The organism is Blautia sp. BCRC 81119, assembly GCF_003184505.1.
Taxonomy (GTDB): Bacteria; Bacillota; Clostridia; order Lachnospirales; family Lachnospiraceae; genus Blautia_A; species Blautia_A fusiformis.
In genome coordinates, this window is record NZ_QJHD01000030.1 from 39,384 (window position 1) to 63,252 (window position 23,869).

General features: G+C 41.5%; 29 protein-coding genes. All 29 read left to right on the forward strand.

The annotated features are described in order from the left end of the window. Positions 1 to 18 precede the first annotated feature (18 nt). The 29 genes from DMI82_RS16265 to DMI82_RS16415 all read left to right on the forward strand — a co-directional run bounded on the left by DMI82_RS16265 (position 19) and on the right by DMI82_RS16415 (position 23,756). Entirely contained in the window at positions 19 to 1,716 is a 1,698-nt protein-coding gene (locus DMI82_RS16265; protein ID WP_110103965.1) for a hypothetical protein, read from the forward strand. Then, positions 1,713 to 2,132: a DUF1492 domain-containing protein gene (locus DMI82_RS16270; protein WP_158526502.1), complete on the forward strand. Its 420-nt coding sequence runs from the start codon at positions 1,713 to 1,715 to the stop codon at positions 2,130 to 2,132. The genes DMI82_RS16265 and DMI82_RS16270 overlap by 4 nt, the downstream gene beginning before the upstream one ends. 113 nt (positions 2,133 to 2,245) lie before the next feature. Next, positions 2,246 to 3,739 (forward strand): phage portal protein, encoded by a 1,494-nt coding sequence (locus DMI82_RS16275; RefSeq protein WP_242981858.1) that lies wholly within the window; start codon positions 2,246 to 2,248, stop codon positions 3,737 to 3,739. 154 nt (positions 3,740 to 3,893) lie between these two features. Next, on the forward strand, positions 3,894 to 4,553 hold the full coding sequence (locus tag DMI82_RS16280) for a hypothetical protein (RefSeq protein WP_110103967.1): 660 nt from the start codon (positions 3,894 to 3,896) through the stop codon (positions 4,551 to 4,553). Between the two features lie 22 nt (positions 4,554 to 4,575). After that, on the forward strand, positions 4,576 to 4,920 hold the full coding sequence (locus tag DMI82_RS16285; RefSeq protein WP_110103968.1) for a hypothetical protein: 345 nt from the start codon (positions 4,576 to 4,578) through the stop codon (positions 4,918 to 4,920). A gap of 15 nt (positions 4,921 to 4,935) precedes the next feature. Further along, positions 4,936 to 5,970 carry a major capsid protein gene (locus DMI82_RS16290; RefSeq protein WP_110103969.1) on the forward strand — a complete coding sequence of 345 codons (1,035 nt, stop codon included), beginning with the start codon at positions 4,936 to 4,938 and terminating at the stop codon, positions 5,968 to 5,970. A gap of 198 nt (positions 5,971 to 6,168) precedes the next feature. Beyond that, positions 6,169 to 6,492 carry a hypothetical protein gene (locus DMI82_RS16295; RefSeq protein ID WP_110103970.1) on the forward strand — a complete coding sequence of 108 codons (324 nt, stop codon included), beginning with the start codon at positions 6,169 to 6,171 and terminating at the stop codon, positions 6,490 to 6,492. Between the two features lie 116 nt (positions 6,493 to 6,608). Further along, positions 6,609 to 6,920, forward strand: a complete 312-nt coding sequence (locus DMI82_RS16300) for a hypothetical protein (protein ID WP_110103971.1) — start codon at positions 6,609 to 6,611, stop codon at positions 6,918 to 6,920. A 35-nt stretch (positions 6,921 to 6,955) separates the two neighbouring features. Then, a complete protein-coding gene (locus DMI82_RS16305) occupies positions 6,956 to 7,210 on the forward strand; it encodes a sigma factor-like helix-turn-helix DNA-binding protein (RefSeq protein WP_110103972.1) in 255 nt (84 codons plus the stop codon). A gap of 76 nt (positions 7,211 to 7,286) precedes the next feature. Then, positions 7,287 to 7,790 carry a hypothetical protein gene (locus tag DMI82_RS16310; RefSeq protein WP_110103973.1) on the forward strand — a complete coding sequence of 168 codons (504 nt, stop codon included), beginning with the start codon at positions 7,287 to 7,289 and terminating at the stop codon, positions 7,788 to 7,790. Beyond that, on the forward strand, positions 7,787 to 8,032 hold the full coding sequence (locus tag DMI82_RS16315; RefSeq protein WP_110103974.1) for a hypothetical protein: 246 nt from the start codon (positions 7,787 to 7,789) through the stop codon (positions 8,030 to 8,032). Before DMI82_RS16310 ends, DMI82_RS16315 begins: the two co-directional genes overlap by 4 nt. Before the next feature lie 98 nt (positions 8,033 to 8,130). Then, a complete protein-coding gene (locus DMI82_RS16320) occupies positions 8,131 to 8,934 on the forward strand; it encodes a hypothetical protein (RefSeq protein WP_242981859.1) in 804 nt (267 codons plus the stop codon). 77 nt (positions 8,935 to 9,011) lie between these two features. Beyond that, entirely contained in the window at positions 9,012 to 9,437 is a 426-nt protein-coding gene (locus tag DMI82_RS16325; protein ID WP_110103975.1) for a hypothetical protein, read from the forward strand. Beyond that, entirely contained in the window at positions 9,437 to 10,051 is a 615-nt protein-coding gene (locus tag DMI82_RS16330; RefSeq protein WP_110103976.1) for a hypothetical protein, read from the forward strand. The genes DMI82_RS16325 and DMI82_RS16330 overlap by 1 nt, the downstream gene beginning before the upstream one ends. A gap of 60 nt (positions 10,052 to 10,111) precedes the next feature. Further along, complete coding sequence (locus DMI82_RS16335; RefSeq protein ID WP_110103977.1) at positions 10,112 to 10,495, forward strand: hypothetical protein; 384 nt, start codon at positions 10,112 to 10,114, stop codon at positions 10,493 to 10,495. Between the two features lie 1,227 nt (positions 10,496 to 11,722). Further along, the gene (locus tag DMI82_RS16350; RefSeq protein ID WP_110103980.1) at positions 11,723 to 12,115 is read left to right on the forward strand and encodes a hypothetical protein; all 393 of its coding nucleotides are present in this window, start codon (positions 11,723 to 11,725) and stop codon (positions 12,113 to 12,115) included. Next, positions 12,108 to 12,620 carry a hypothetical protein gene (locus DMI82_RS16355; RefSeq protein WP_110103981.1) on the forward strand — a complete coding sequence of 171 codons (513 nt, stop codon included), beginning with the start codon at positions 12,108 to 12,110 and terminating at the stop codon, positions 12,618 to 12,620. The genes DMI82_RS16350 and DMI82_RS16355 overlap by 8 nt, the downstream gene beginning before the upstream one ends. Before the next feature lie 200 nt (positions 12,621 to 12,820). Further along, entirely contained in the window at positions 12,821 to 13,474 is a 654-nt protein-coding gene (locus tag DMI82_RS16360; protein WP_110103982.1) for a Rha family transcriptional regulator, read from the forward strand. A gap of 94 nt (positions 13,475 to 13,568) precedes the next feature. After that, positions 13,569 to 13,886: a hypothetical protein gene (locus DMI82_RS16365; protein ID WP_146207180.1), complete on the forward strand. Its 318-nt coding sequence runs from the start codon at positions 13,569 to 13,571 to the stop codon at positions 13,884 to 13,886. A gap of 15 nt (positions 13,887 to 13,901) precedes the next feature. Further along, a complete protein-coding gene (locus DMI82_RS16370; protein WP_110103984.1) occupies positions 13,902 to 14,195 on the forward strand; it encodes a phage holin family protein in 294 nt (97 codons plus the stop codon). Between the two features lie 107 nt (positions 14,196 to 14,302). Next, positions 14,303 to 14,791, forward strand: coding sequence for a hypothetical protein (locus tag DMI82_RS16375; RefSeq protein ID WP_110103985.1), 489 nt, complete (start codon positions 14,303 to 14,305; stop codon positions 14,789 to 14,791). Between the two features lie 31 nt (positions 14,792 to 14,822). Beyond that, entirely contained in the window at positions 14,823 to 15,299 is a 477-nt protein-coding gene (locus DMI82_RS16380) for a hypothetical protein (RefSeq protein WP_110103986.1), read from the forward strand. A gap of 38 nt (positions 15,300 to 15,337) precedes the next feature. Next, positions 15,338 to 15,697, forward strand: coding sequence for a hypothetical protein (locus DMI82_RS16385; protein ID WP_110103987.1), 360 nt, complete (start codon positions 15,338 to 15,340; stop codon positions 15,695 to 15,697). Positions 15,698 to 15,742: 45 nt separating this feature from the next. Then, complete coding sequence (locus DMI82_RS16390) at positions 15,743 to 17,317, forward strand: hypothetical protein (protein WP_110103988.1); 1,575 nt, start codon at positions 15,743 to 15,745, stop codon at positions 17,315 to 17,317. A gap of 34 nt (positions 17,318 to 17,351) precedes the next feature. Then, positions 17,352 to 18,224, forward strand: a complete 873-nt coding sequence (locus DMI82_RS16395) for an NUMOD3 domain-containing DNA-binding protein (RefSeq protein WP_110103989.1) — start codon at positions 17,352 to 17,354, stop codon at positions 18,222 to 18,224. 269 nt (positions 18,225 to 18,493) lie between these two features. Beyond that, positions 18,494 to 21,817 carry a hypothetical protein gene (locus DMI82_RS16400; RefSeq protein ID WP_146207181.1) on the forward strand — a complete coding sequence of 1,108 codons (3,324 nt, stop codon included), beginning with the start codon at positions 18,494 to 18,496 and terminating at the stop codon, positions 21,815 to 21,817. 221 nt (positions 21,818 to 22,038) lie between these two features. Continuing rightward, the gene (locus DMI82_RS16405; protein WP_110103991.1) at positions 22,039 to 22,689 is read left to right on the forward strand and encodes a Rha family transcriptional regulator; all 651 of its coding nucleotides are present in this window, start codon (positions 22,039 to 22,041) and stop codon (positions 22,687 to 22,689) included. Positions 22,690 to 22,821: 132 nt separating this feature from the next. After that, complete coding sequence (locus tag DMI82_RS16410; RefSeq protein ID WP_158526503.1) at positions 22,822 to 23,544, forward strand: GIY-YIG nuclease family protein; 723 nt, start codon at positions 22,822 to 22,824, stop codon at positions 23,542 to 23,544. A 2-nt stretch (positions 23,545 to 23,546) separates the two neighbouring features. Then, positions 23,547 to 23,756 carry a helix-turn-helix domain-containing protein gene (locus DMI82_RS16415; RefSeq protein ID WP_110103993.1) on the forward strand — a complete coding sequence of 70 codons (210 nt, stop codon included), beginning with the start codon at positions 23,547 to 23,549 and terminating at the stop codon, positions 23,754 to 23,756. The last annotated feature ends 113 nt before the right edge of the window (positions 23,757 to 23,869 follow it).

A 23,869-nucleotide genomic window follows, 5' to 3' on the forward strand; every position in this document is an offset into this window, starting at 1 on the left:
AGGTCTGGCTCTATTTTTATGCAAAAATTTACAGAAGGCTCATTTGAATGGTATCGGGTAGTCTTAAATCAAATCATCAGCGGAGATATGTCTGTTTACCAGAATCAGAAAGACTGCCTTGATCTGCTGTTAAACATGAACATTGATTTGCCGTTTACGGAGAATTTAGAAGCACAGCAAATGGCAATAAAAGTAAGTAAGTATGCTCATAACGTAGCCGCAAGACAAGCTGCATTGACGGGAAGCGGTAATTTTGATGATATCTACTGGCAGTATTTGCTGCTAGAAGCTCCATGGCTATTCGAGAGTTATCTGCACTACATGGAAAAGAACAGGCAGCCACGCAGAAAATTCTATGAGCCGAGAAAAAAGACGCTGAATATTCTCGTACAGGATTTACAGGACTTAGAGGACGGAAAGATTGAGTTTCTTGGCGTGTCTATGCCACCCCGAACCGCAAAGTCAACCACTTGTATATTTTTCCTGTCCTGGATAATGGGTAAACGCCCGAACAGCCATAACGCTATGAGCGGTCACAGTGGAATCCTTGCCGATGGATTTTACGGAGAAATACAGAACCTTATTTCGACACCGGAGTATACTTTCAACGAAATCTTTCCGTCTGCAACCCTCGAAAAGAAGTCGGCAGAAAAGAAAGAAATCAACCTTGGCGCACCGGACCGATTTTCGACGCTGACCTGTCGTGGTATTGACGGAACATGGACAGGCTCCGTAGATATATCTTCAGACGGTTACTTATATGTGGATGACCTTGTTCGTGACAGAACTGAATCATTAAGCCCAACACGTCTGGAAAACCGGTATCAGGATTATCTGAACGTTCTGGTTGACCGTAAAAATGACGGTGCACGAGAGTTAATGGTCGGAACACGATGGAATGTCATGGATCCTCTTGGAAGAGTGGAGACTGAAAAGAAAAATAATCCACGGTACCGCTTCAGAAAAATTCCGGCATTGAATAAAAACGGTGAATCCAACTTTGATTATGACTACGGAGTAGGATTTTCCACAAAATATTACGTGGATATGAAGTCAAGACTGGATGCTAACGAATGGCAAGCCAAATACCAGCAAAATCCATTTATACGTGAAGGAATCCTTTTTCCGGAAGATGGACTTCGGTACTACAATGGAATACTTCCGGAAGGTGACAGTCGTGTTGTTACTGCCTGTGATGTTGCATGGGGCGGTGGAGATAGTCTTTCAATGCCTATTGGACGAGAATATGAAAATGGAGATGTCTATATCTTTGATTGGGTATTTAACAAAGGAACGAAAGAAGTTACCCTTCCGCTCGTTGTTGGAAAAATCATCGGAAATGAAATCCGTCAGATTAACTTCGAGGCAAACAACGGTGGTGATATGTACAAGATGTACGTGGATGAAAAACTCAAAGAACAGAAGTATAAATGCAGCTGTACATCCAGCCGTGCACCGGGAAACATGGAGAAAATGTCTAAGATCATCGCATATTCAGATGATATAAAAAGAAACTTTATTTTTTTGGACGAAGAGCACCGGAGCAAAGAGTATCAAGCAGCTATGGACGAACTTACCTTCTTTGTCCAGTTGGGAAAAAATGTGCATGATGACGCACCGGACGGTCTTACTCAGCTTCAGATGTTTATAGAAAAAGGAAATGTAGGTACAGTGACGGCTATGCGCAATCCATTATGGGGAGGGAGAATGAGATGAACACACGACAATATCTTGAGCAAGTGCAAGATTCTGATAGAAAAATACAGAATAAAATACAGGAGGAATACCGCTTAAGGCTTTTGGCAACCAGTATATCTTCTTTTTCAAATGGAGATAAAGTGCAGACTTCCGGCGGAAAAGACCGTGTTGGTGATGCTGTAACCAGAATTGTTGAATTGCAGCAGGAAATAGCATCTGATGTCAAGGAACTGGCAGAATTGCAAATGAAAGTTTCCGGAGATATCAATGATATGGAAAACTCCATGTACTCATCTTTACTCCATAAGAGATATATAGAATTTAAAAATCTGGTCACGGTCGCAGACGAGATGGGATATTCCGTACAGCATATCCGTTCCTGCCATGGAAAAGCCATTGAAGCTTTGCGGAAACAAAAGCATTTTGAAAGTTAATATGTTTTAATATGGAATCATATGTTCTATGTATAATATAATGTAACCTGTAAAACGAGCATCGGAGAATAATCCGGTGCTTTTTTAATGCCCGAAAATGGGAGGTGTAGGCAGTGGGCAGAAATAAAATGAATTTCATTGACTTATGCCGGGGCGAATTTGGTCGCAAAATTGCCTATACCGGTGTAAACCAGATCACAACAGCAAACGTCAGAAAAGTTGTTTCTGATACAATCGGCACTCATAACCGGAATAGGGTATTGATTGACTATTTGTACCGGTACTACAAAGGAGACCAACCGATCCTATACAGAGAAAAAGTGGTACGACCGGAAATCAACAACCGTGTATGCGAGAACCATGCACTGGAAGTTGTCCGTTTCAAAGCATCACAGACATACGGCGAACCTATCCAGTATGTGTGCAAGAAGAAAAAAGCTACAGAAAAAGCAAATGAGCAGGTAGATTTGTTCAACGACTATCTGGACGAAGCGAATGCAGAAGCTAGAAACATTGAACTAGGTACTTATCAAAGCGCTGTAGGAACCGCATACAAAGCAATTCTGAAAGAAGATGACTGGACAAATGACGGTGAGTTACCGCCGTTCCGGATTTTTATACCGTATCCGGGGGATTGTTACATTGTTTATTCACGGAAGACCGGAAAAGCGATGCTCTCGGTTCAGATTCTTAAAGATGAGAATGAACAGCAGTATTATTTATGTTTTTCGGCAAAACAATATTTTGAGATTCAGAATGGACAGATTACAAAAACCGGCATCAATGGTTTTAGCGGAATTCCAGTAGTTGAATATCCCAACAATCACGACCGCCTTTCCGATATAGAGATTGCAATAACCATGTTTGACACTATGAACAACATGCAGTCAAACAGAATGGATGGCGTAGAGCAGTTCGTGCAAGCTCTCATGAAGTTTAAAAACTGCGAGATTGATGAAAGCGAATTCCTGAAAATGATTAAGCTCGGCGCTATCTCTGTAAAGGATACTGGAAATGGTTGCCAGTCAGATGTTGACCTGATGACCGCTGAACTGAATCAAACAGAAAGTCAAGTCGCAAAGGACGATATCTACAGTAACATGCTGATTGTTGAAGGTATGCCGGACAGGCAGCAACAATCGTCTGGAGATACCGGTCAAGCTGTATATCTCAGAAACGGATGGGACTTTGCAGAGCGCAGAGCAAAACTGGATGAACCATTTATCCGGGAGGCGGAGAAAGCAACTGCCAGAATCATTCTGAATATCATCCGACAGACCACAAAGGATATTTCAATCTCAACAAGAGATTTTGATGTAAAGATAACCAGAAACCCGACAGATAACATGCTTGTCAAAGCACAGGCTCTTGACTATCTGTTTAAGAATAAAATTCATCCGCTGATTGCATTGATTACCTGCGGACTTTTCAGTGATCCGCAAAAGGTATACGAGATGAGTTTGCCTTACCTGGGAACTGTATATCCCGAACTGGCAGACCCGGACGCAGAAATGCAAAAAGCACAACAATTGATTGATAAAAACAGTCAGAATTCGACTGAAATTGATTCAACGGTAAATTCTTCAACTATCAATCAAAACTCGTAAATTCAATTATCAAAGGAACCAAGGAATAACATCCAAGGTTCCTTTTTTAATACACAAAAATAATGCAACAGCCCGTGAGCGTAAATCGGGTACAGATCATGTGCGGAGCGAACCGTGTGAAAAAGTGTGATGGTCTGAAAGAAAGGAGATTTCTATGACAAGAGAACAAGCAAAACAGGTACTTATCGGCTTTGGAATCGAGGAACCGTCTGAAGAACAGGTGACTAAATATCTTGATTCTGTTGAAACAGAGACAAAAAAAGTGAAGGAAAAAAACACTTCTCTGAAAGAAAAAGCCGATAAAGCAGATGACCTTCAAAAGGAGCTGGATGATTTGAAAGCCCAGAATATGACGGATGCCGAAAGGCAGGAAGCAGAGCGACAGAAGGAAAAATCAGAAAACGAAAAGAGGATTTCTGATTTGGAAAAAGCACTTGCTGAATCCAACAGGAAAGCACTTTCCAGTGAGATTACATCTGCTTTCGCTAATGCAGGACTTTCCGCAGAAACATATGCAAGCGCTATCAAAGCATTTTCATCTATGCCAGCAGATAAGTCTGAAGACGTAATGAAAGAAGTCAAAACTTTTGTTGATGGAATTTCCGAAGCAAATAAAGCAGCTCTGGATAACGCTAAATCCGAATGGGAGAAATCAGTTCTCGATAATACTCCGAATCCGGGCGGCGGAAATTCAGACAAGGGACAGAAAAAAGATGATAACGATAGTCCAGCAGCTAAGTACGCAAAAGCTTACTCAGCACGCATGAACCCCAAAACAGAACCGGCAAGCGACAATGCACCGGTTAATTTTTAAGTAAGTAAAGGAGATTTAGATTATGGCTTTTATGAAAACAAAACAGTATGAGTCAACTCCAAACATTCTCGAATCCGAGGTTGGACTGGTACTGAAAACTTACACCGCAGACGCAACGAATGCAACGGCAGTAAATGATAAAAAAATCATCAAAGCAGGTTCCGTGTATCCGACAAATGGGACTGGTGCAAAAGGAATCGTATTTGAAGATGTTGATATGACAGATGATGCTAAAAGACCGATTTCCGTGATCGTAGCAGGACGTGTCCTTGAGAAAAGGCTGCCAGTTACAGTCGACGAAACTGCAAAAACAGAGCTTACCGCGCAGGGAATTGTTTTTGTAACCACTACAGACCCAGTATTTTAAGGAGGTATAACCAATATGCCATACAATGTATTAGAAGCTATCACAGCAGAAGAAAGATTAAATTTCGCTCAGAATTTTTCTGTGGCAAGACCTGGTATCCTCGATACCATTTTTCCGGATGTAAAGACACCGTTTTGGAAAGCCGAGTATTACAGGCTTATGGCTGGACAACGACTGCCGGAGGTAGCATTTGTTCACGCTCTTGATACCGAAGCAGAAATCGGCTCCAGACCGGGATTCGAGAAAGTTCTGACTGAAAAGCTCTTTATCAAGAGGAAAATCAATCAGTCTGAGCGTCTCCAGGAAGCTATTGAAAATGGCGTCCCGGATAATGAAACTCTTACAAATTTTGTCTTTGACGATGCCACAAATCTGTTTGAGGGCGTTGTTGGAAGGGCAAACATCATGAAGGGCCAATTCCTTTCAACCGGTATGGTAAAAATTGATGAAAATAACGTGAAAATGGATATCGATTATGGCGTACCAAGTTCTGCAAAGGTCACTCTTACCAACTGGTCTACAGCAGATGCGGATATCATGGGCGATATTCAGAAGATGGTAACTGTAGCCGAGGATTCCGGATACGTAGTAACAAATGCAGTCACATCTCTGAAGATGATCAACTACATGAGAAACAACACAGCTATGCAGACAGCTGTTCTGGGAGCTGCGAATAAACGTCTCCTTACCAGACAGGAGCTTGCAAATCTGCTCATGCAGGAGTACGGAATCACCGTTGGTCGCTGTGATGAGAAATTCCGTTACAGAAAAGCAGACGGAACTCTGATGACCGGAAGATACTTCAAAGAGGATGTGTTCACTCTCTACGAAGCTGATGCAGGCGGTTCTTTTGGTACTGGACTTTGGGGACCAACACCGGAAGAGAACGAATACAGACAGTTCATCCAGGAAGAGAATCGTTCTTTTGTTACCCTTTCCATGTGGGCTACACAGGATCCAGTTGCTGTTTGGACAAAAGCATCCGGTATGTTTATTCCGGTAGCACCGAAAGCCAACGGCGGTATCGTTATCGGTACAAAGGGGGAATAAGCGGGCATAGCCTTGACGAAAACAGCCAGTCACCGTCTGTAGCTAGTTTTTCACATAAGTATACAGAAAGCGAGCTGTCCAGTATGACTGTGGCTCAGCTGAGACAGCTTGCAAGTGACAATGGTTATGCCCTGACTTTCACAAACAAGGCTGGTATCATATCAGAAATTATAACACAGCAAGGGTAGGTGAAAAGGCATGGACGAACAGCTTATAAGCGATCTGTCAATGTATCTGGAAGGCGATGAGCAGACTGCAAGGATGATTCCTTTAGCGGTCAAAAGAGCTATTCGTTCATTCCAGAAAAAGCGCAATTATCCTGAGAATTATACGGAAGAAAACATCAATAAAGATATGAACAAATGTTATGATTGCATTTTCGATTTGGCTCTTTATTTTCTTGTGAAACAAGGAGTTGAGTTTGAAACATCTCATTCGGAAAATTCTGTAAATGCAGGATGGAACTCTGAGACAGAGATATTTGTCAATCATGGCGTTTTTCCTTTTGCCAGAGGAATCTGACAAAAAAAAAGTAGGTTGAGAACGTGACGCATTTCCTCCCAGGCGTTGCTGGGGTACTTCATTATGAGGTGGGAAGAAGTACAAAAAAAATGTAATGGGAGTGAAGGAGAGCAGCGATGGGATGTGAACAGAATTGCTTTAACGAACACCGCTTAGAAGAATTGGAAAAAGTTGTTCACGAAATGAAAGAGAAACACTCTAAACGTGACGGCATTTTTTTTGAACGTATCAATGCGCTTGAAACCAAAATTGTCCTTTACAACAATGATCTCGGGCACATAAAAGATACGGTGGATGAAATGAATGATAATTTAAAATCCCTCATGGAAGCCCCGGGAAAACGCTACGATACGATTGTTGTTTGCGTTATCACGGCCGTGATCGGGGCTATTGTAGGATTTGCACTAAGCGGTATCTTTCCGGCATAATAAGCAATTCCACTTGTAAGGGAGGCGGTGGGATTATGAATTATACAGACTTTTCAGAAGATGAAAGAAAGTTTTATCTAAGCGAATTCGGGTTTGATTCCCGAGAAAAAGAATTTTTCCGGTTGAGAGTTTATGAGGAAAAAACATTGTTTGAAACAGCAGAGATTATGGGGTATAGTCCAAGAACCATTGACCGCATAAACCGAAAAGTAAAAAAGAAGATTGTTAAAGTTGCCCCGATGTATTATCGGGGCTTTTCTTTGTATCATGGCGAAAATATGGCGAAATAGTGTCGTTCAAATACTTAGGTTTCTCTCATATAATGTAAGCATAGAGAAAAGCTTACAGAGATGGGAGGAACACACTATGGCATTTTATCCATATTATCCGCAACCATTGAATCCATACCCACAAACACCGGTACAACCGTATCAAGATAGATTGACACAGTTGCAGAACAACTACCAACAGACAATGCCTTATGGGCAGGCACAAATGCAACAACCGGTACAGCAGATGCCACAGATTTCCGGACTTCCGGGACAGATGGTTGACGGAATCGACACTGTAAAAGCAAAGGATGTGGATATGACCGGAAATCCTGTCTATTATCCAAAAACAGATGGTACAGAAATATACAAAAAGCAACTACAGGCAGACGGAAGAAGCAGAATTTTTGTTTACCGACTTCTAAATCCAGACGAACAACAACAACCGAAATCAGAAGAGAAACAGATTGACATTGAAGCTATGTTTAATCAACTTCGGAACGATGTTTGTTCTGAGATTTCTGGAATAAAAGATTTGCTACCGACACAAATGTCGGTAACACCGGAAGCCAAGCAGCAGAACGGAGGTAAGCAGAGATGAATTTCAATCCAAATGCCATGATGAAAAAACAAGTCGAAAAAATGATTTCTCAGAAGTTCGGAAGTGTTGATAACATGATGAACGACATGAGTAAATTTGCAGGAAATAATCCAACATTGAAAAATGCTTTGGATTTGTATAAAAAAGGTGATACAGATCAGTTGCATCAAATACAGCAAAATGTATTTAACGAAAAGCACTTATCGCCAGATGGAATTATCCAGAAATTCCTTGGATTATAACACTTCCCCATGATTGGGTGATTTAAAATCGCTACAATTTGGGATGACAGCCGCGGATGTCTCCTATTGTAAATAAAATTTATAAGGAGACTAAAAACATGATGAATGGTTCTAATTACAGTCTTAGCGACATTGCAGCTGCTACAGGCTCTAATAACCGTGCCAATGACATGTGGGGCGGCGATGGTTTTTCACTTATTTGGCTCGTACTGATCTTCGCAATCTTCGGATGGGGAGGTTTCGGCGGCTGGGGCGGTGGCTTCGGCGGTAATGGTGCGAACGGTGCTGGTTTCCAAGGATGGGCTACACGTGCCGATATCAACGAGGGCTTCGCTCTTAACGATATCCAGAACGGTATCAGAGGTATTCAGCAGGGTATCTGTGACAGCACATATGCACTCAACAATACCATGCAGAGTGGTTTCAACGGCATGAACGTTGGAATGCTTCAGGGCTTCAATGGCGTTCAGCAGGCGATCAATGCTGATACTGTAGCCGGTATGCAGAATACCAATGCATTACAGTCTCAGTTGGCAAATTGTTGCTGTGAAACAAGGGAAGCTATCCAGGGTATCAACTACAACCTGGCAACCAACACTTGTGCTCTTCAGAACACAATGAACAACAACACCAGAGACCTTCTGGACAATCAGAACAGCAACACCAGAGCAATTCTCGATTTCTTGACGAATGATAAGCTTGCAACATTACAGGCAGAGAACTCTGATCTGAAACGTGCTGCATCTCAGGATCGCCAGAGCGCACTTCTTACAACTGCAATGGCATCTCAGACACAGCAGTTAATCAATGCAATCAATCCGGCAGCTGTTCCGGCATATGTTGTTCCGAATCCGAATACCTACTACGGTGGATGCAACGGATACAACAACGGTTGCTGCTAAGTAACTCACCCTTAGAGGTTGACTAATTCTAAGAGGTGGGTTACGGCTCACCTCTTATTTGATTGAGAGGTAGAAGTATGAGTTGTAAAAATGTTTGTAAGCTCTGTGATCATCTCGTGATAAGCCAGGCTGTTGCGTTTACTGGTGGTAATCTTGTGATTACACTTCCAGCAGGTAGTTATAACAACGGTGAAAAATATTGCATTGTGATTGCACAGAGCATACCAGAAACCACTACGATTAACGCTCCGGTGGTGATTCAGATAGGAACGGGAACAACCCTGTATCCATTACAGAATCGTTGCTGTGCACAGGTTACGGCTTGTGGCGTAAGAACCAGAACGAAGTACGCAACCAGAGTAGCTACGAGTGCAACTGGTGGAGTATTCAAGATGTTAGGGAATCCGGCTTGTAGTCCGAGTAACAATTTGACAGCAATTAATGGTACAGCCCCAACAGCAGATACACCTGTTACACAGGCTGTTAGAAAGGGGGCACTGTAATGCATAAAGTTGCAATGGAAATGGGAAAATGGGCTATGGAAAAAGCCAAGACACATGGCTTCGATAATCTCAGTGCTCAAGACTGGGACGATCTGAAGGACTGCATGGAAGCTGTAAAGTGTGCAATTTGTGCAGATAAAGATTACAGAATCGTAGAAGCTATGGACGAATGCGAACAGGAAGAGAAGTATCTTGGACGCATGGGATATGACAGATATCGTTATTCCAATGGCAGATTTGCCCCAAAGGGTAGAGGAAGTCGTATGGGATATAAACCGTACCTGTACATGGAAGATGATGACTGGATGGACGAGTATCTGAATAATTCGGATGCATACCGCATGGGATATCATCCGGACCGTAGTAACATGAGGATGGACGGAACGAACCGTCAGCAGTCCAGATACGGTGAAACCTACGACAGATACAGCGAGAATCGCAGACACTATCACGATTCCAAAGATGCAGATTCAAAACAGAAGATGGACAGTTCAATGAAAGAGTACACGCAGGATGTTATACGTACCATGTCTGAGATGTGGTCGGATGCAGATGCAACCCTTAGACAACAGATGAAAACTGATTTGACTAAGCTTCTTCAACAGATGAATTAAAAACAAGGCCCTTGCTACAGAAATGTGGTAGGGGCTTTTTAGTTTAAAGGTGGTGGTTTTGTGCTAAGACAATTTTACATGAATGGGCAAAAATGGAAAGTTCGGTTCACTCATCCTGAGAATCCAGTACTGGTTGACCGTACCGGTACTATGACCTGCGCTGTGACGGACGGAAACACAAGAACTGTTTGGATTTCTGATGCTATTTCGGGTGATTTTCTCACAAGGGTAGTTCTACATGAGTTAAGCCATGCAATGATGTTTTCGAGCGGATTTCTTAAAGAACTGCATAGACTTGTGCCCCGTGAGAATTGGGTAGAAGCAGAAGAATTGATTGCCAATCTAATTGCTGACAAAGCAATACAGATTTTTGAAATCGCATATGAGATTGTAGGGGATGAAGCAATACATTTTGTTCCGTATTTACTGGAAAAAGTGGCGTAAGATAGATGCTTTCTTAATGAATTAAATGGGAAGAGGTTAATTATTTTTCTTCCCATCTGCTCCATTCGTTGTTCGATTTGACACGAACATACCATTTTTTGTCGGCAGGAATCATGCCGAATTGAACGGCCCAATTCGCACTTTCGATATATGAAAGTACAATTCCAGATGAAGTTGTAGTAAGTCCTTCTGTGCGTGGAGTATTCGCTGTTTGGAGTTTCCAGTGCAGTATAGTGAAGCCACCAGAAGCATTATTCAAATCAGTGCTTTCCGTCATCAAGGGCTTACTATTTGTTGAGCTGAAAAAATATGCCCAATTAGTCCAACCGGTATTTCTTTTACACCTTATTGCTATCTTGTCACTGCCGAATGAAAAAGCCAATTGTGCGGTATACTCGTTATTATCAGGGTTATGTTGTATAACGCAACACCCGTTGCCTCCCAAGTCAGGAAGCCCTTTAGGATTTATTCCTGTATTTAAAATAAATGCAGATGGTGGATTATCTAAGTCATGTACTTCTTTTTCATAGATTGAAAATCTATTACTATTTTAATAAATAACTTTCATTTCAGTATTTGTCTTGGTTTGGATAGACACTTTGTACGCATCAATCGGTGTAATTGTGAAATCATCTGATTTTGAATTTTTTGTTAAAGGTGTAATATATATGTTTTCTGTCTCTCCTCTTGATACGAGATAGAATCCAAATACATTTGAATTTACAGTGCCCAGTATTAATGCGGAAGAATATACATGAATAGGCAAAATTGCTGTTTTGTTAGCTTTTACTTCCAGACCGATCAGCCGGTTACTATTTTATATGAATGCAAAATCAATCTTTTGCATAAATACACATTACCTTTACACTAACCTCAGAATCCACCATGGGAGCATATACACTCACTATAGAAAAGTGGGCATTAATTACCGCAGTATTGGAACCATCTCCTGTGATTGAACTAAGAATGTAATGTCTTGTGTATCCTGTTTTTGCCGGAAACTCAAATTTCTTTTCGACAGCAGACCCTTTTGTAACTTTGATTCCGCTTATAGTCTGTTCTGTCACAAAAAACCGGTTACTATTTAATTAATTTATTTTAAATTAAAAAATCCCCAGAACTGAGGAACTGGGGACTGGAAGATTATGAAATCTGGGCGTACGTTGTTCCCTGATTTATGCATAAGAATAACACGAAAATTAATTTCTGTCAATGGAGGATGCATATATGAGAGGTAGACTTCGCCAGAAACAATCCGTATGGATTTCAACAGTAAAAGAAAAAAACAATGGAATGGATAAACTTCTTGTCTATTCAAACCCGCAAAAGAAGAACATTTCAGTATCGGCAACAGCCGGTACGCCGGAAGAATTGTCTGCCGGAATCGTTCCCGACTACGACCGGTACATTACGGTTTTTGACCGAACATTTCAACCAAAAGAAGGTAACGTCTTGTGGATTGATGTCGTGCCAGAAGTCGGGGAAGATGGGTCATTAATTCTCAATGAAGATAACAGCCCGACTGTTCTCCCAGACTACAGGCTTAAGAGAACCCTTGATACTCAAAAAGGACAAGTTGCCCGATATGGAATATCGAAAATCGGTGGCAACAATGAGTAGAAAAATAATCCGATGCAGTTTAAACCATAGTTCTTTACGGTCTGCGATTCAACAGTTGGAAGCATATCAGAAAGATATTCAAAGAAAGAACCAGATTTTTGTTGACAAACTGGCTCAAGAGGGGATACAGGTTATTCAGACCACAATGGAATCTATTCCGTCTGAAGAAAAAGGTTCTTACTACACGGAGGTTGTCAACAACGAACATGGCGATATCGTTGGCGCAGCAGTTCGACTTTCCGGGGACAAGGTTCTTTTTATCGAGTTTAGCGCCGGTATTTCTTATGGAACGGACAGCTATCCATTACCGTCTGGCGCTGATTATGGTGTTGGTACTTACCCAGATCAAAAACACGCCTACGACCCAAACGGATGGTGGTATGTGGATGAAAGTGGACGAAAGCATCATTCTTATGGTAACAGGGCGTATATGCCGATGTACCATGCGGAAGAAGCTATCATTATTCAGATACGCCATATCGCAAAAGAAGTGTTTGGAAGATAGGATAAAGCCCGGAGTGATCTGGGCTTCTATTTTTTTTACCTTAAAGCCGGATAAAAATAGTCCTGTTTATTATACGATTTGCCTATGTAAAAATATGGAATCATATGCTGCGTTTTTTGTATAATTAAGATGCGAAGCATCTACCGGAAAGGTAGGTGCTTTTTTTCATGCCAAAAAACATAGAAAAGGAGAATGTAAGCATGTTAGTAAAGACAATGATTATTCAAAAAGTAGAAAGAAGTGTGGTTACCAGCCTCGATATTGCGGAAACCTTTGAAAAAGAGCATAGCAAAGTTTTGAGAGACATACGAGAACTTGAATGTTCCAAAGATTTTCGACTGTCCAATTTTGGACAGTCCTCTTATGTTAATTTGCAGGGTAAAAAAATGCCGATGTATTACATGACAAGAGATGGATTTACACTTGTTGCTATGGGATACACTGGCGAAAAAGCAATGAAATTCAAAGAAGGATATATTCGCCAATTTAATGAAATGGAAAAAATTCTTCTTGGGAAAATAAGAGAACGAGACAAAGGTATCGCAGTAAGGCAGGCGTTAACTAATGCACTTAAAGAATCTCAGGAAAACGCAAGGATGCACGGACACGCATATTCGACATACACAGATATGGTCTATCGGATTTTGTTTGGAAAAAGTGCAAAACAACTTCGCGAAGAAAAAGGCCTTTCTACAAAAGATAATTTGAGAGACTTTTTGACGGAAGAAGAATTGAAATCGGTTCAGTCAAAAGAAATGCTCGTCAGTGGATTGATTGACTGCGGATGGGGATACTCTCAAATAAGAGATTTCCTTAAAGGACAGTCTCAAAGCATGATTGAACAGACAGGGTGATTAAATGCCGGAAATATTAAAAAATCCAATATCTGAGATATATGAACGTTGGAATAAAGCTATTGAGCCTGTAGTTGGCGAAGGGAACTTTTCAATGGATAGAAGTCAAACTCTTGCGCCTGGAAAGAAAACCTACGCAAGACTTTATATGTTAGGAAACATCCTAACAGAAGGAGACCTTGAAGGTGACGAATGTGCCACGGTTCCGACTGTCCAGATTGAGTGCTTTGCCACAGGCACAGATCCGCTTGCAAAAGTATATCAGATTGACGAAAGAAGTCATCAGTCTATGGTTGACATGGGCTTTCGTAGAACCTACGGACCCGAACTCATGGGAAATGCTGATGATAGTATCAAACGGCTTGTTAGCCGATACACAAGAATTTATACCGGGCAGTTGCTTGGCGAATGAAAGGGGTGAGATAGAATGGATCAGATCATGAACTATGTGAAACCAGAACTTCTGGTTGTAGCTGCAGTCCTGTATTTTGTAGGAGTATTCCTCAAACAGGCTGAAACCGTAGCTGACAAATACATTCCTGGAATCCTTGGGCTTCTGGGCGTAGTTGTCTGCGGAATCTATGTTTTCGCTACGTCTACGGTCACAGGCGGTCAGGAAATTGCAATGGCAGTTTTTACCGCAATCACACAAGGTATTCTTGTCGCAGGACTGAGTACTTATGTGAATCAGGTCATTAAACAAGTAGGTAAAGAAGAGTAGAAGGGCGGTGATCCTTTTATCTCCCAGGCACAGGGTTACGTGTCAGAGCCATTAAGGCTCTTTTTTTATTGAAATAATTTATAGCCGAAAGGCGGAAAGGAGCCACTATGGCATCAGGAAACATCGCAGGAATTAGTACCGTTGGTGCTCTTACCGGTTATGCAGTAGAGACAGTAGCGGGAACAAAACCAGAAAAATTCAAAATGCTTCACAGAATAAACGCTTCTGATGAAATCGCTATCGACGTTGAGACTATTGACGCATCTGCGCTCGAAGATGAAATTGAGAGGACTATCGCAGGTCGTGGTTCAACTGGTGGTACGTTCAATGTAACTGTAAACGTTACGGACGAAACAATCAAAGAGTGGGAAGATCTTATCACCGCTTACAAAACAGCTCATGCAAGTGGTCTGTCTATGTGGTATGAGGAATATTACCCGGCACTTCAGAAAGCATTCTTCACCAAAATCGAGCCGCCGACTATCATTCCAAAACCGGCAAGAGATCAGAACGGTCTTCTTACTGTTGATATGTCCCTGACTATCAATGAGTACGTCGGCCCGGACACAGCGGTTAAGCCAACCGAAGGCGAATAACAAACATATCTAACTGGGAGGAAACGATATTATGTATAAACTTTTAAAGATTGGTAACAAAGAGTACAAACTGGAATACAGCATCGAAGCATCTCTTTATGATGATTGCGTCAAAAGTGTAATGAATACACTTCTGGCAACAAGCGGTGGTGTGGACAAAACGCCGGAAGAAATGATTTCCGGCATGGCAAATATCCCGAGTACTGCATTAACCGTGCTTTATGCAGGACTTCTTCAATATCATGGTGACAACCCGGATGCAGACGGTTCTGTTCCGAATCTTGCAACTGCGAAGAAACTTGCAGCACAATTTATTCAGGAACATAAGGACGATGAGCAGGGTAACTTTTACGGTATCTTTGCCATATGTCTTGACCAGATGGAGGAAGACGGTTTTTTCAAACTGACCGGTCTGGAGACGTTCATGGACGATCTGAACGTAGCAGCCAAACCGAAGAAAACTCCGAAGAAACCGACAGATCACCAGAAAAAAGCTACAGCGAAATAATCTGGACAGAGTTATATCCGGCGGCAGTTCGCATCGGAATGAGCCGGAAAGAATTTCTCAGAAGTACCATACGTGACCTTCAAGTAAGGATACGTGAGTACGAGAAAGGTAAACGTGATGAGATAGAAACTCAGGTAAAACTGATTGAATATCAGTCATGGCTTTCCGGCTTATATGTGAAATCTGCGGTATCAAGTGCGCTTTCTGGCAAAGTGAAATATCCAGACAAACCAATCACAGAAAAAACAAAGAAACCACAGATTGAAGAAAAAACAGATGTTCCGAAACGGTCTGAAGCTGAATTGAAGCAGGAAGAACGTTATTACGAACTTCTGATAAAAAAGGCAAATGCGAATATTGCCGAGATAGGAAATGAAAAGGGCAGGCAGGATGAATAAAAGTCTTGTCTGCCCTTATTTTTTTGATTAAAAGGAGGTGTTTTTATGGCTGATAATACCATTGATACCCTTGATATACAAATAAACAGTAGCACCAGGAACGCTACAAAAGCATTGAGTAATCTGGCTAAAAAGTTAAAGGATGTTGACACAGCACTGGGGAACGTCAATACCGGTGGGCTTAGAAACTACGCTCGTGAAATTGGAAGAGTATCAGCAGCCTTACAGACATTAAACAAAACAAAAGTTAGTGTGCCGGACTTATCTGGATTAACCGGTCAGCTTCGGAGCTTGTCAAAAGTTGACTTTACGACGCTTGGAGCGAGTACGAAATCTTTGCAGAATCTGGCTGCTGGATTAAGTTCTTTAAAAGGTGTTTCTAACATTTCAATCCCAAAGATTGATACAAAAAACGTCAAGTCAGCAGTAAATGCTATTCAAAAGTTTCAAGAGATTGATGCTACGAAGATGCAGCCCGCAATAACCGGCGTTGAAAAGATTGCTAGTACCATGAACGCTCTTAACGGAATGAACTTCAAGGATTCTAAAATCACGAATGTTATCAATTCCTTAAGCAGACTTGCGTCAGCAGATATGAGCGGATTTGACACTTCAAAGATGGGAGAAATCATCAAAAGCATCGACAGCTTAAATGATATCAGGGACGTATCTTCCAGTGTCAACCGGTTCACAGGTTCGTTAGCAAGACTTGCTAATGCCGGTGGAAAAGCAGATCAGTCAGCAGAAGGCTTAAAAAAACTCGGAAAGAGTTTGAGAAAAGTTATTAACGGTATGCTGTTTACAGCAAAGCCTTCGGAATCCATAAACATGTTTGTACAATCCATTTCACGGCTGGCAAATGCAGGTGACAAAACTGGTAAAACAGCATCACAATTGGAGAATTTAGCCGCAGAAGTGAAGAAATTCTTTACTTCTATGCAAGATGCTCCGCGGATCAGTGAGAATACACTGAGAATGACAGAAGCTCTCGGGCAGTTAGCGGCGGCTAGTGGGAAAGTAGGGACTTCCACGAATACTGTGGTCAATTCCTTTAACAAGCTTTCCTCTATCGGTTCGGGGCTTTCTTCGTTACTCGGTGGGGTGGCGACAAAAGCAAAGAGTGGACTGGGATTTCTGGCAGCCGGAATCTCTAGTCTAGTCAATAGGAGCAGTGGGCTGAAAACAGCATCTTCCAATGTAGGCTCTTTTATTAAGACCGTCCTTGGCTTCAAAGCGGCTTCAGCTGTAATGAACAAATTCAGCGAAGCTATGGGCGGAAAAGGTATCCTTGAGATTGGTTCCGATATCGCTGAGGTTGAGAACGTTGTAGACGTTGCTTTTGGAAGCATGGCAGATCAAGCGTATAAGTTTGCGTCTACGGCGACAAAACAGTTCGGACTGTCGGAACTGGCAGCAAAGAACTACTCCGGAACCATGATGGCGATGCTGAATGCTTCTGGTGTAGCGCAGGAATCCGCTGCGAAGATGTCAACAACTCTTGCTGGATTAGCCGGAGATTTGGCATCTTTTTACAACATTGATACTGATACCGCCTTTTACAAAATAAGGGCGGGCATTTCGGGTAGACATTTTGCCCCTTGCAGTCGAAAGATTGCATAGCAAATCGAGCAAAATCGGGGAAAGCTAAATTGATATGAATAAAATTTCAGGTATATATAAAATAATTAACAACGTAAACGGAAAAATCTATATCGGCTCCTCTGAAGATATAGAAAGAAGATGGTATCACCATAAAAATTGTTTAAACAAAGGTACCCATATTAATAAACATTTGCAAGCGGCATGGAATAAATATGGAGAAAATTCCTTTTCTTTCGAAGTCGTAGAAAAATGCAATCCTGAAGACAACTTAGAAATAGAGCAAAAATATTTGGATATGTATTGGGATGAAAAAATCCTGTATAATATTGCGAGATATGCAGAAGCACCGATGAAAGGGCGCACTCATACAGAAGCGACCAAGGCGTTTCTTTCTCAAATCCGAACAGGTAAAAATGTAGGTGAAGAAAATCCTATGTACGGAAGCCATCTTTCAACAGAACAGAAGAAAAATCTGTCCGACAGATTTTCTGGGGTTAATAATCCTATGTACGGGAAACATTTATCGGAAGAAGCAAAAGAAAAGATTTCCAAAGCAAATTCTGGAAGAAAGAAGCCGGAATATCTTAAAGCACGATTAAGATTAGAAATGCTTGGTTCAAACAATCATTTTTATGGTAAAAAGCATACAAAGGAAAGCTTGAAATTGATGAGTAAAAATCGTACAGGACTTTTAAGAGGAGCCGAAAGTCCTGTGAGTAGAAAAGTTGTTAGAATTTCACAGAATGGTGATGTCAAGATTTTCGATACAGTCACACAAGCTGCATCTGAATCTAACGCACAGAGATCACATATTGCGCTGGTATGCAAGGGTAAGAGAAAGCACGCTGGTGGATATACCTGGAAATATTATGAAGATTATCAACATGCTAATCCCGAGGTAAGTGGTCAGATTACTAACGGCTGACCGCCACCGTAACGCGTAGGAGCTGAATAAATATAATGCTCCCAAGAGTGTTCGACACGATTGATAAAGTCAATCCGCTATTAAATATAGTGCCTAACGTTATACGAGGGTGAAAAGGTACGCTGAACCGGGGATGAATTAACATCCCATAATGCGAGGAAACTCCCGGAAGTATCGGATAAAAAGCCGGTACGGTAACATAATTGGAAATCGAGCCTTTAAAGCAACTTGGAATAAATCTTTCAGTCGCCAACCTTCAGGAATATGCGTTGTCGCAAGGTATTACGACAGCTTACAATTCCATGACACAGGCGCAGAAAACAATGCTGCGTTATAACTACATCATGTCAGTTACAAGTGCGCAGCAGGGAGACTTCGCCAGAACAGCCGGTTCCTACGCCAACCAAGTACGTCTCCTCACATTGAATATTCAATCCCTGTCATCTGTAATAGGGCAAGGACTAATTGCCGCAGTTCTTCCAGGCATACAGGCTCTTAATGCCTTGATGTCAAAACTTATGCAGGCTGCGGAAACATTCCGCAACTTTATGTACGTTCTGATGGGCAAAAAAATCAAGGGTTCCACAAGCGGGGTCGTAAACGATCTTGCCGGGCTGGAAGATTCCTCAGCAGACCTTAGCGGATTACAGGATGCCGGAGATTCCGCAGCCTCCGGGCTGGACGATGCTACTTCATCAGCGAAAGCTCTGAAGAAAGCTCTTTCCGTCCTTCCATTTGACGAACTGAATCAGCTGACAGATAATTCTAGTTCATCCGGTTCAACACCTGGTACCGGAAAGGGCAAAATCGGTACTGGAACAACACCGTCATTGGGTTTTGGTGGAATCACAGACCAGATAGATGATGCTCTGAATAAAGAAGAAACCCCTATCAACAAATGGGCTGAAAAAATCCGTAAAGCTTTTCTTAACCATGACTGGGAAGGACTTGGAAAGACCATTGCAGATATGCTTAATATCGGAATCCGGAAGATTTACGATGTTATCAGTTGGAGCAATGTAGGCCCGAAGATCTCTGCATTTTGCAATGCTTTTACTCGCTCTTTTAACAGCCTTGTCGAAAACATTCACTGGGATAAATTAGGACGTACTGTTGGTGCAGGCATCAACACCTTGGTCAACACCTTTGAGCTTCTGATCGGCCCGGGTGGCATTAATTTCGTAAACATCGGTAACAAACTGGCAACCGGACTTCGTGGAATGATTGATGAAGTTAACTGGCCGAACCTTGGTCAAGTCCTTGGCAGTGGTTTTATGATAAGCTGGAATATTCTGGACGGTTTTGTTCAGAAGATGTCAAAAGAGAATAATGCCGGTTTGACTGGTTGGGAACAGTTAGGAACTGCGGTTGCTGATGCCATGAATGGAGCTTTTGGCAGAATTTCATTCTCCAAAATAGCAACTACGATTGCGACTGGATTAAACGGTGCATTTCAAGTATTGACTACATGGACACAAAAATTCAACTGGGGCGGATTAGTAACTAATATTTCCAACGGAATCAATACTTTTATTGGAAAATTCAAGTGGCAAGAGAATGGAACATCCTTAAACACTTTCATTACCAACTTACTGAATGCTCTGGTTGATATCGCAGAAAAAACAGACTGGGAATCCTTCGGAAGAGGCATCGGACTATTCCTTAGTCAGATAGACTGGGGAGCTCATTTAAAAAAATTAGCTACAGTATTACTGGACGTGCTGAGCGGAATCTGGAAAGGACTTGGCAGTACATCCGCGGGAAAATTCGTGGATGCTGTTATTTTTGGAATTGTTAGCTTTAAAGCATTTAGCAAAATCGCTCCGTTTGTAGATGGAATCGTGAAATTCTGTACAGGCTCGACAGTTGAGGATAAACTGTCCAAAGGCATGCAAAAGCTTCTGGGAAAAACAATGGAATCTGCGGCGACAAATTCCGGTTCATTATTTGGAGGCCTTGCCGGAAAAGCCGGAACTCTTGCAACAAAGCTTACCTCTCTTGCTACTGCTATAGCACCGCTTGTCGGAACTGCCGGACTTATCGTTGGAATTGGTGCGGCCGCAACTGCCGGAGTAAAAGGCTTACAAAGTCTGATTGAAAAGATGCAGGGTGGAAATGGCATTGCTACAGAGTATGGAAATGCTATTAATGCTCTCATAACACAGCTTTCAAACTCTGGTGCAATCACCGAAGACGAGGCAAGCAAGCTGTTCAAACTGTCGGAAAGTATGGAGTCTTCCGGCACATCTGCCAGTGATGCCTATGCAAAAATTGCCGAAAAGCTGGGAACTTATGGAGTAACATCCGATCAAGCACAGCAGGCTCTTGCTAGATTATCACAGCAACAGTCAATCACATCCGATTCATTATCTGGGCTTCAAACAGCAATGGACGGACTTGGAAACTCTGTGAGCAACACATCTTATAAGATCGACACTTCCAAACTTTCTTATGATGGGCTGGAAGAATCAATAAAACTTATGAGTGCACAGTTAGGACTTACATCTGACCAGTACACCGCTCTTGATACTGTTATTATGAACGGAGAAAACACTAAAGCTACAGCAAAGCAGACCTATGATAACCTTATTGCTACTTTAAAAGATATGGGAGTTAATACCCAAACAGCAGCTAAGATTATCGGGCAAGTTATGCCGGAAGCATTAGTGCAGGCGTCCAATACTGCAAATACTAGCGGAAAGTCCATGAAGAGTAGTATTTCTGGTAATGCTAAAAGTGCGGCCGAAAGTGCAAATAAAAGCCTTGATTCTATCAAGAATAAATCAGACAGTGTCCTTCCGAGTGTAGCTACAGCAGCAAGTACGGCTTTTGGAAAGGTAAACACGGAAGCAACGACCAAGTGGGGCAACTCTTCCCGTGAAGTAACCAAAAATGTCCGCCAGATGAAGGTTGATGCAAGTACGGAACTCGGCAGAATGGATACTACTGTCCGCAGTCATTTTGGAAGCCAGTACAGAATCGCTCTTGGCAAATGGCAGAATCTTGGAAGGGATATATCTTCTTACATCCGGGGAACTATGAATACGAGTGTTGGGGGCGGTATTGATACCATAACAAATACGATCAGCCGAAATTTTGGAAACATGTATAGCATTGGACAAACTGCTATGCAAAATCTCCGAAATGGTATTGAATCTATCCATATCAATACTCCTCATATCTCTATGGATTACACTGATTGGCAAGAAGGAAGAACACATAAGTGGAGATGGAACTCTTCAGTTAATTGGTATGCCAAAGGCGGTCTCTTCAATGCAGCATCCGTAATTGGTGTCGGTGAAGCCGGAAAGGAAGCGGTCCTTCCATTGACTAACAAACAGGCTATGAAGAGCATTGCTGACAGCATCACCGGAAACATGCCGGACGGAAGCATTGGACTGGGCAAGGAAGAAATGACACAGGCGGTAACACAGGGCGTTGCCATGGCAATGATGAACATGAACACCGGCGGAAACTCATCTCCGCAGTACATTTCCAACACGATCAATCTGGATGGACGTGCTATTGCGAAAGCAGTCACAAAAGCCCAGAACGACAACAACAGGCGGAAAAATCCTAGTCCAGCATGGTAAAAACCATTGCCATTTCTGCCGGGTTGCGGTATAATAAATGAGTAACAAGTAGTACCTATATCTTGTTATTGTACGAAAAACAAAATATTGAGCAGACTTTAAGATGATATTTACTTGGGTTGAAACAGTGACCCGCTTTCCGTGATACCGTCTTGGAGTCTGCTCTTTTTTTGTTTCCAAAAACCCTGCCTGCAAGAGCAGTTGCGAACGAAAGGAGTTATATGGAGATAGTAAGTATTAAAAACAATCAAGCATTTACTGACAGCAAAATTATTGCATTCGGCACAAACAACCGGCATCATTCAATAACTGCGGTAATTCAAAAGTATTTAGACGATTTTGAGGATTTCGGGAAGGTTCGATTTAAAATGGAACCTTTGGCAAGCGGTCAGAAGGAAAAAATTTACATCCTAAATCAGCAGCAGGCTACATTGCTTATGACTTATTTGAGAAACAGTGAAATTACCCGTAGGTTTAAAAAGGAGCTCGTTCGCCAGTTTTACTTAATGCAACAATTTATTTTCGAACGTCAAAGCAAGTATTGGGTTGAAACACGAGAGCAGGGAAAACTTACTAGAAAAGCTGAAACGGATGTTCTGAAGCAATTAGTTGAATACGCGAAAGAACAGGGTTCTCAGCATTCTGATAAAATGTATATCACATACACCAAATTAGCAAATAAAATTTGCGGTATATCTGGAAGAGATAACGCTACAGCTCAACAGTTGAGCAACCTTACTGTAGCTGAAAACATCATTCTTCATTGCATCCAAGCAGGAATCTTGGAGAATAAATATTACAAAGAAATCTATAGAGACTGCAAAAAGCGACTGGAGATATTCAAAGATATTGCTTATTTGGAAGTCGCATAAAACTGGTAAAACCAACAGGCTTACCCGACGGGGGACAAGCGTAATTCCATGATACGCCTGCCTGTTGTTTTTATAAATCATGGATCTGTGACGAAACGGCAGTCACGTATTAACGACATGGAGGTTATCTATATGAAAGGTCGAAAATTAGCTTCCCCAAAACAAATAAAATTTGCCAGAGTAATTGCCGAAGCTCTTGATATTAATATGAGCTTTAATGAAGGCGATAGTTATTATGATGTTAATGAGTTTATCACAGAGCACGAAGACGAATACAAAAAATGCAATTGGAAAAAAGCAAGTATTCGCCAAATTGATTACGCTAATGCAATCTCACGTGCTTGTTATGGATACAAAAAGTTTGATGAAAATAGTTGCTATGGTGATGTTTCCGATTTTATATCAGGTAACAAAGATGCGTATGCACGTATATTGTGGAGAGAATCCATTATAGAAAAAAATAGCGAAGATACTGTTGAATGTAGTAAAGATTTTCCAACGGAATCAATGCTGTTTTTGTGTGATAATTTATATAAAGTTCATGGCGTATACGCTTTTATTGGCGAAGATAATACCATTTTGTACATTGGAAAATCAATTGATTTATCGCAAAGAATTACATCGTCTTATAGAGAACGAAAAAATTCGGCAAAAATTACCCGAGTAATGTTTTATGCGGTAAATAATATTGCAGATACAAATATTTTAGAAATATTACTCATAGCCGAAAATAATCCGGTTCTCAATGAAGACTGCAAAACAGAAGACTCCCCTGAACTGTTTCATAGTGGAATAGACATACTCCGGGATTTCAGCGAAATTCCACTTAACAATTCGGAAAAGGAGGTCATGTGATTATGGCAGTATTTAGAGTGCACAAAACAAAGAATTATACATTGATGAGTAATCATCATTTAAGAGACAAGAATTTAAGCCTTAAAGCAAAGGGACTTTTGTCAGTGATGTTTTCTTTGCCGGATTCTTGGAATTATTCTATTCCGGGATTATGCGCGATCTTGAAAGAAAACGAAACAGCAGTAAAGTCAACTATAAAAGAATTAAAGTAAGCGTCAAATAAAACAGTGTATAGAAAAATAACCGTCAGCCTTTTATACTAAAAGGTCAACGGTTATCGACAGAATTCTTTTACAAGAGGATTCCAAGGCAGATAATCATCCAG

Bases quoted from the DNA above. Each gene is read 5' to 3' on its own strand.
- DMI82_RS16265 (WP_110103965.1), top strand. From the start codon at position 19: ATGCAAAAATTTACAGAAGGCTCATTTGAATGGTATCGGGTAGTCTTA.
- DMI82_RS16290 (WP_110103969.1), top strand. From the start codon at position 4,936: ATGCCATACAATGTATTAGAAGCTATCACAGCAGAAGAAAGATTAAAT.
- DMI82_RS16355 (WP_110103981.1), top strand. From the start codon at position 12,108: ATGAGTAGAAAAATAATCCGATGCAGTTTAAACCATAGTTCTTTACGG.
- DMI82_RS16385 (WP_110103987.1), top strand. From the start codon at position 15,338: ATGAGCCGGAAAGAATTTCTCAGAAGTACCATACGTGACCTTCAAGTA.
- DMI82_RS16300 (WP_110103971.1), top strand. From the start codon at position 6,609: ATGGGATGTGAACAGAATTGCTTTAACGAACACCGCTTAGAAGAATTG.
- DMI82_RS16320 (WP_242981859.1), top strand. From the start codon at position 8,131: ATGATGAATGGTTCTAATTACAGTCTTAGCGACATTGCAGCTGCTACA.
- DMI82_RS16380 (WP_110103986.1), top strand. From the start codon at position 14,823: ATGTATAAACTTTTAAAGATTGGTAACAAAGAGTACAAACTGGAATAC.
- DMI82_RS16310 (WP_110103973.1), top strand. From the start codon at position 7,287: ATGGCATTTTATCCATATTATCCGCAACCATTGAATCCATACCCACAA.
- DMI82_RS16305 (WP_110103972.1), top strand. From the start codon at position 6,956: ATGAATTATACAGACTTTTCAGAAGATGAAAGAAAGTTTTATCTAAGC.
- DMI82_RS16405 (WP_110103991.1), top strand. From the start codon at position 22,039: ATGGAGATAGTAAGTATTAAAAACAATCAAGCATTTACTGACAGCAAA.
- DMI82_RS16370 (WP_110103984.1), top strand. From the start codon at position 13,902: ATGGATCAGATCATGAACTATGTGAAACCAGAACTTCTGGTTGTAGCT.
- DMI82_RS16315 (WP_110103974.1), top strand. From the start codon at position 7,787: ATGAATTTCAATCCAAATGCCATGATGAAAAAACAAGTCGAAAAAATG.
- DMI82_RS16410 (WP_158526503.1), top strand. From the start codon at position 22,822: ATGAAAGGTCGAAAATTAGCTTCCCCAAAACAAATAAAATTTGCCAGA.
- DMI82_RS16395 (WP_110103989.1), top strand. From the start codon at position 17,352: ATGAATAAAATTTCAGGTATATATAAAATAATTAACAACGTAAACGGA.
- DMI82_RS16330 (WP_110103976.1), top strand. From the start codon at position 9,437: ATGCATAAAGTTGCAATGGAAATGGGAAAATGGGCTATGGAAAAAGCC.
- DMI82_RS16285 (WP_110103968.1), top strand. From the start codon at position 4,576: ATGGCTTTTATGAAAACAAAACAGTATGAGTCAACTCCAAACATTCTC.
- DMI82_RS16270 (WP_158526502.1), top strand. From the start codon at position 1,713: ATGAACACACGACAATATCTTGAGCAAGTGCAAGATTCTGATAGAAAA.
- DMI82_RS16390 (WP_110103988.1), top strand. From the start codon at position 15,743: ATGGCTGATAATACCATTGATACCCTTGATATACAAATAAACAGTAGC.
- DMI82_RS16325 (WP_110103975.1), top strand. From the start codon at position 9,012: ATGAGTTGTAAAAATGTTTGTAAGCTCTGTGATCATCTCGTGATAAGC.
- DMI82_RS16350 (WP_110103980.1), top strand. From the start codon at position 11,723: ATGAGAGGTAGACTTCGCCAGAAACAATCCGTATGGATTTCAACAGTA.
- DMI82_RS16360 (WP_110103982.1), top strand. From the start codon at position 12,821: ATGTTAGTAAAGACAATGATTATTCAAAAAGTAGAAAGAAGTGTGGTT.
- DMI82_RS16375 (WP_110103985.1), top strand. From the start codon at position 14,303: ATGGCATCAGGAAACATCGCAGGAATTAGTACCGTTGGTGCTCTTACC.
- DMI82_RS16280 (WP_110103967.1), top strand. From the start codon at position 3,894: ATGACAAGAGAACAAGCAAAACAGGTACTTATCGGCTTTGGAATCGAG.
- DMI82_RS16365 (WP_146207180.1), top strand. From the start codon at position 13,569: ATGGATAGAAGTCAAACTCTTGCGCCTGGAAAGAAAACCTACGCAAGA.
- DMI82_RS16415 (WP_110103993.1), top strand. From the start codon at position 23,547: ATGGCAGTATTTAGAGTGCACAAAACAAAGAATTATACATTGATGAGT.
- DMI82_RS16295 (WP_110103970.1), top strand. From the start codon at position 6,169: ATGGACGAACAGCTTATAAGCGATCTGTCAATGTATCTGGAAGGCGAT.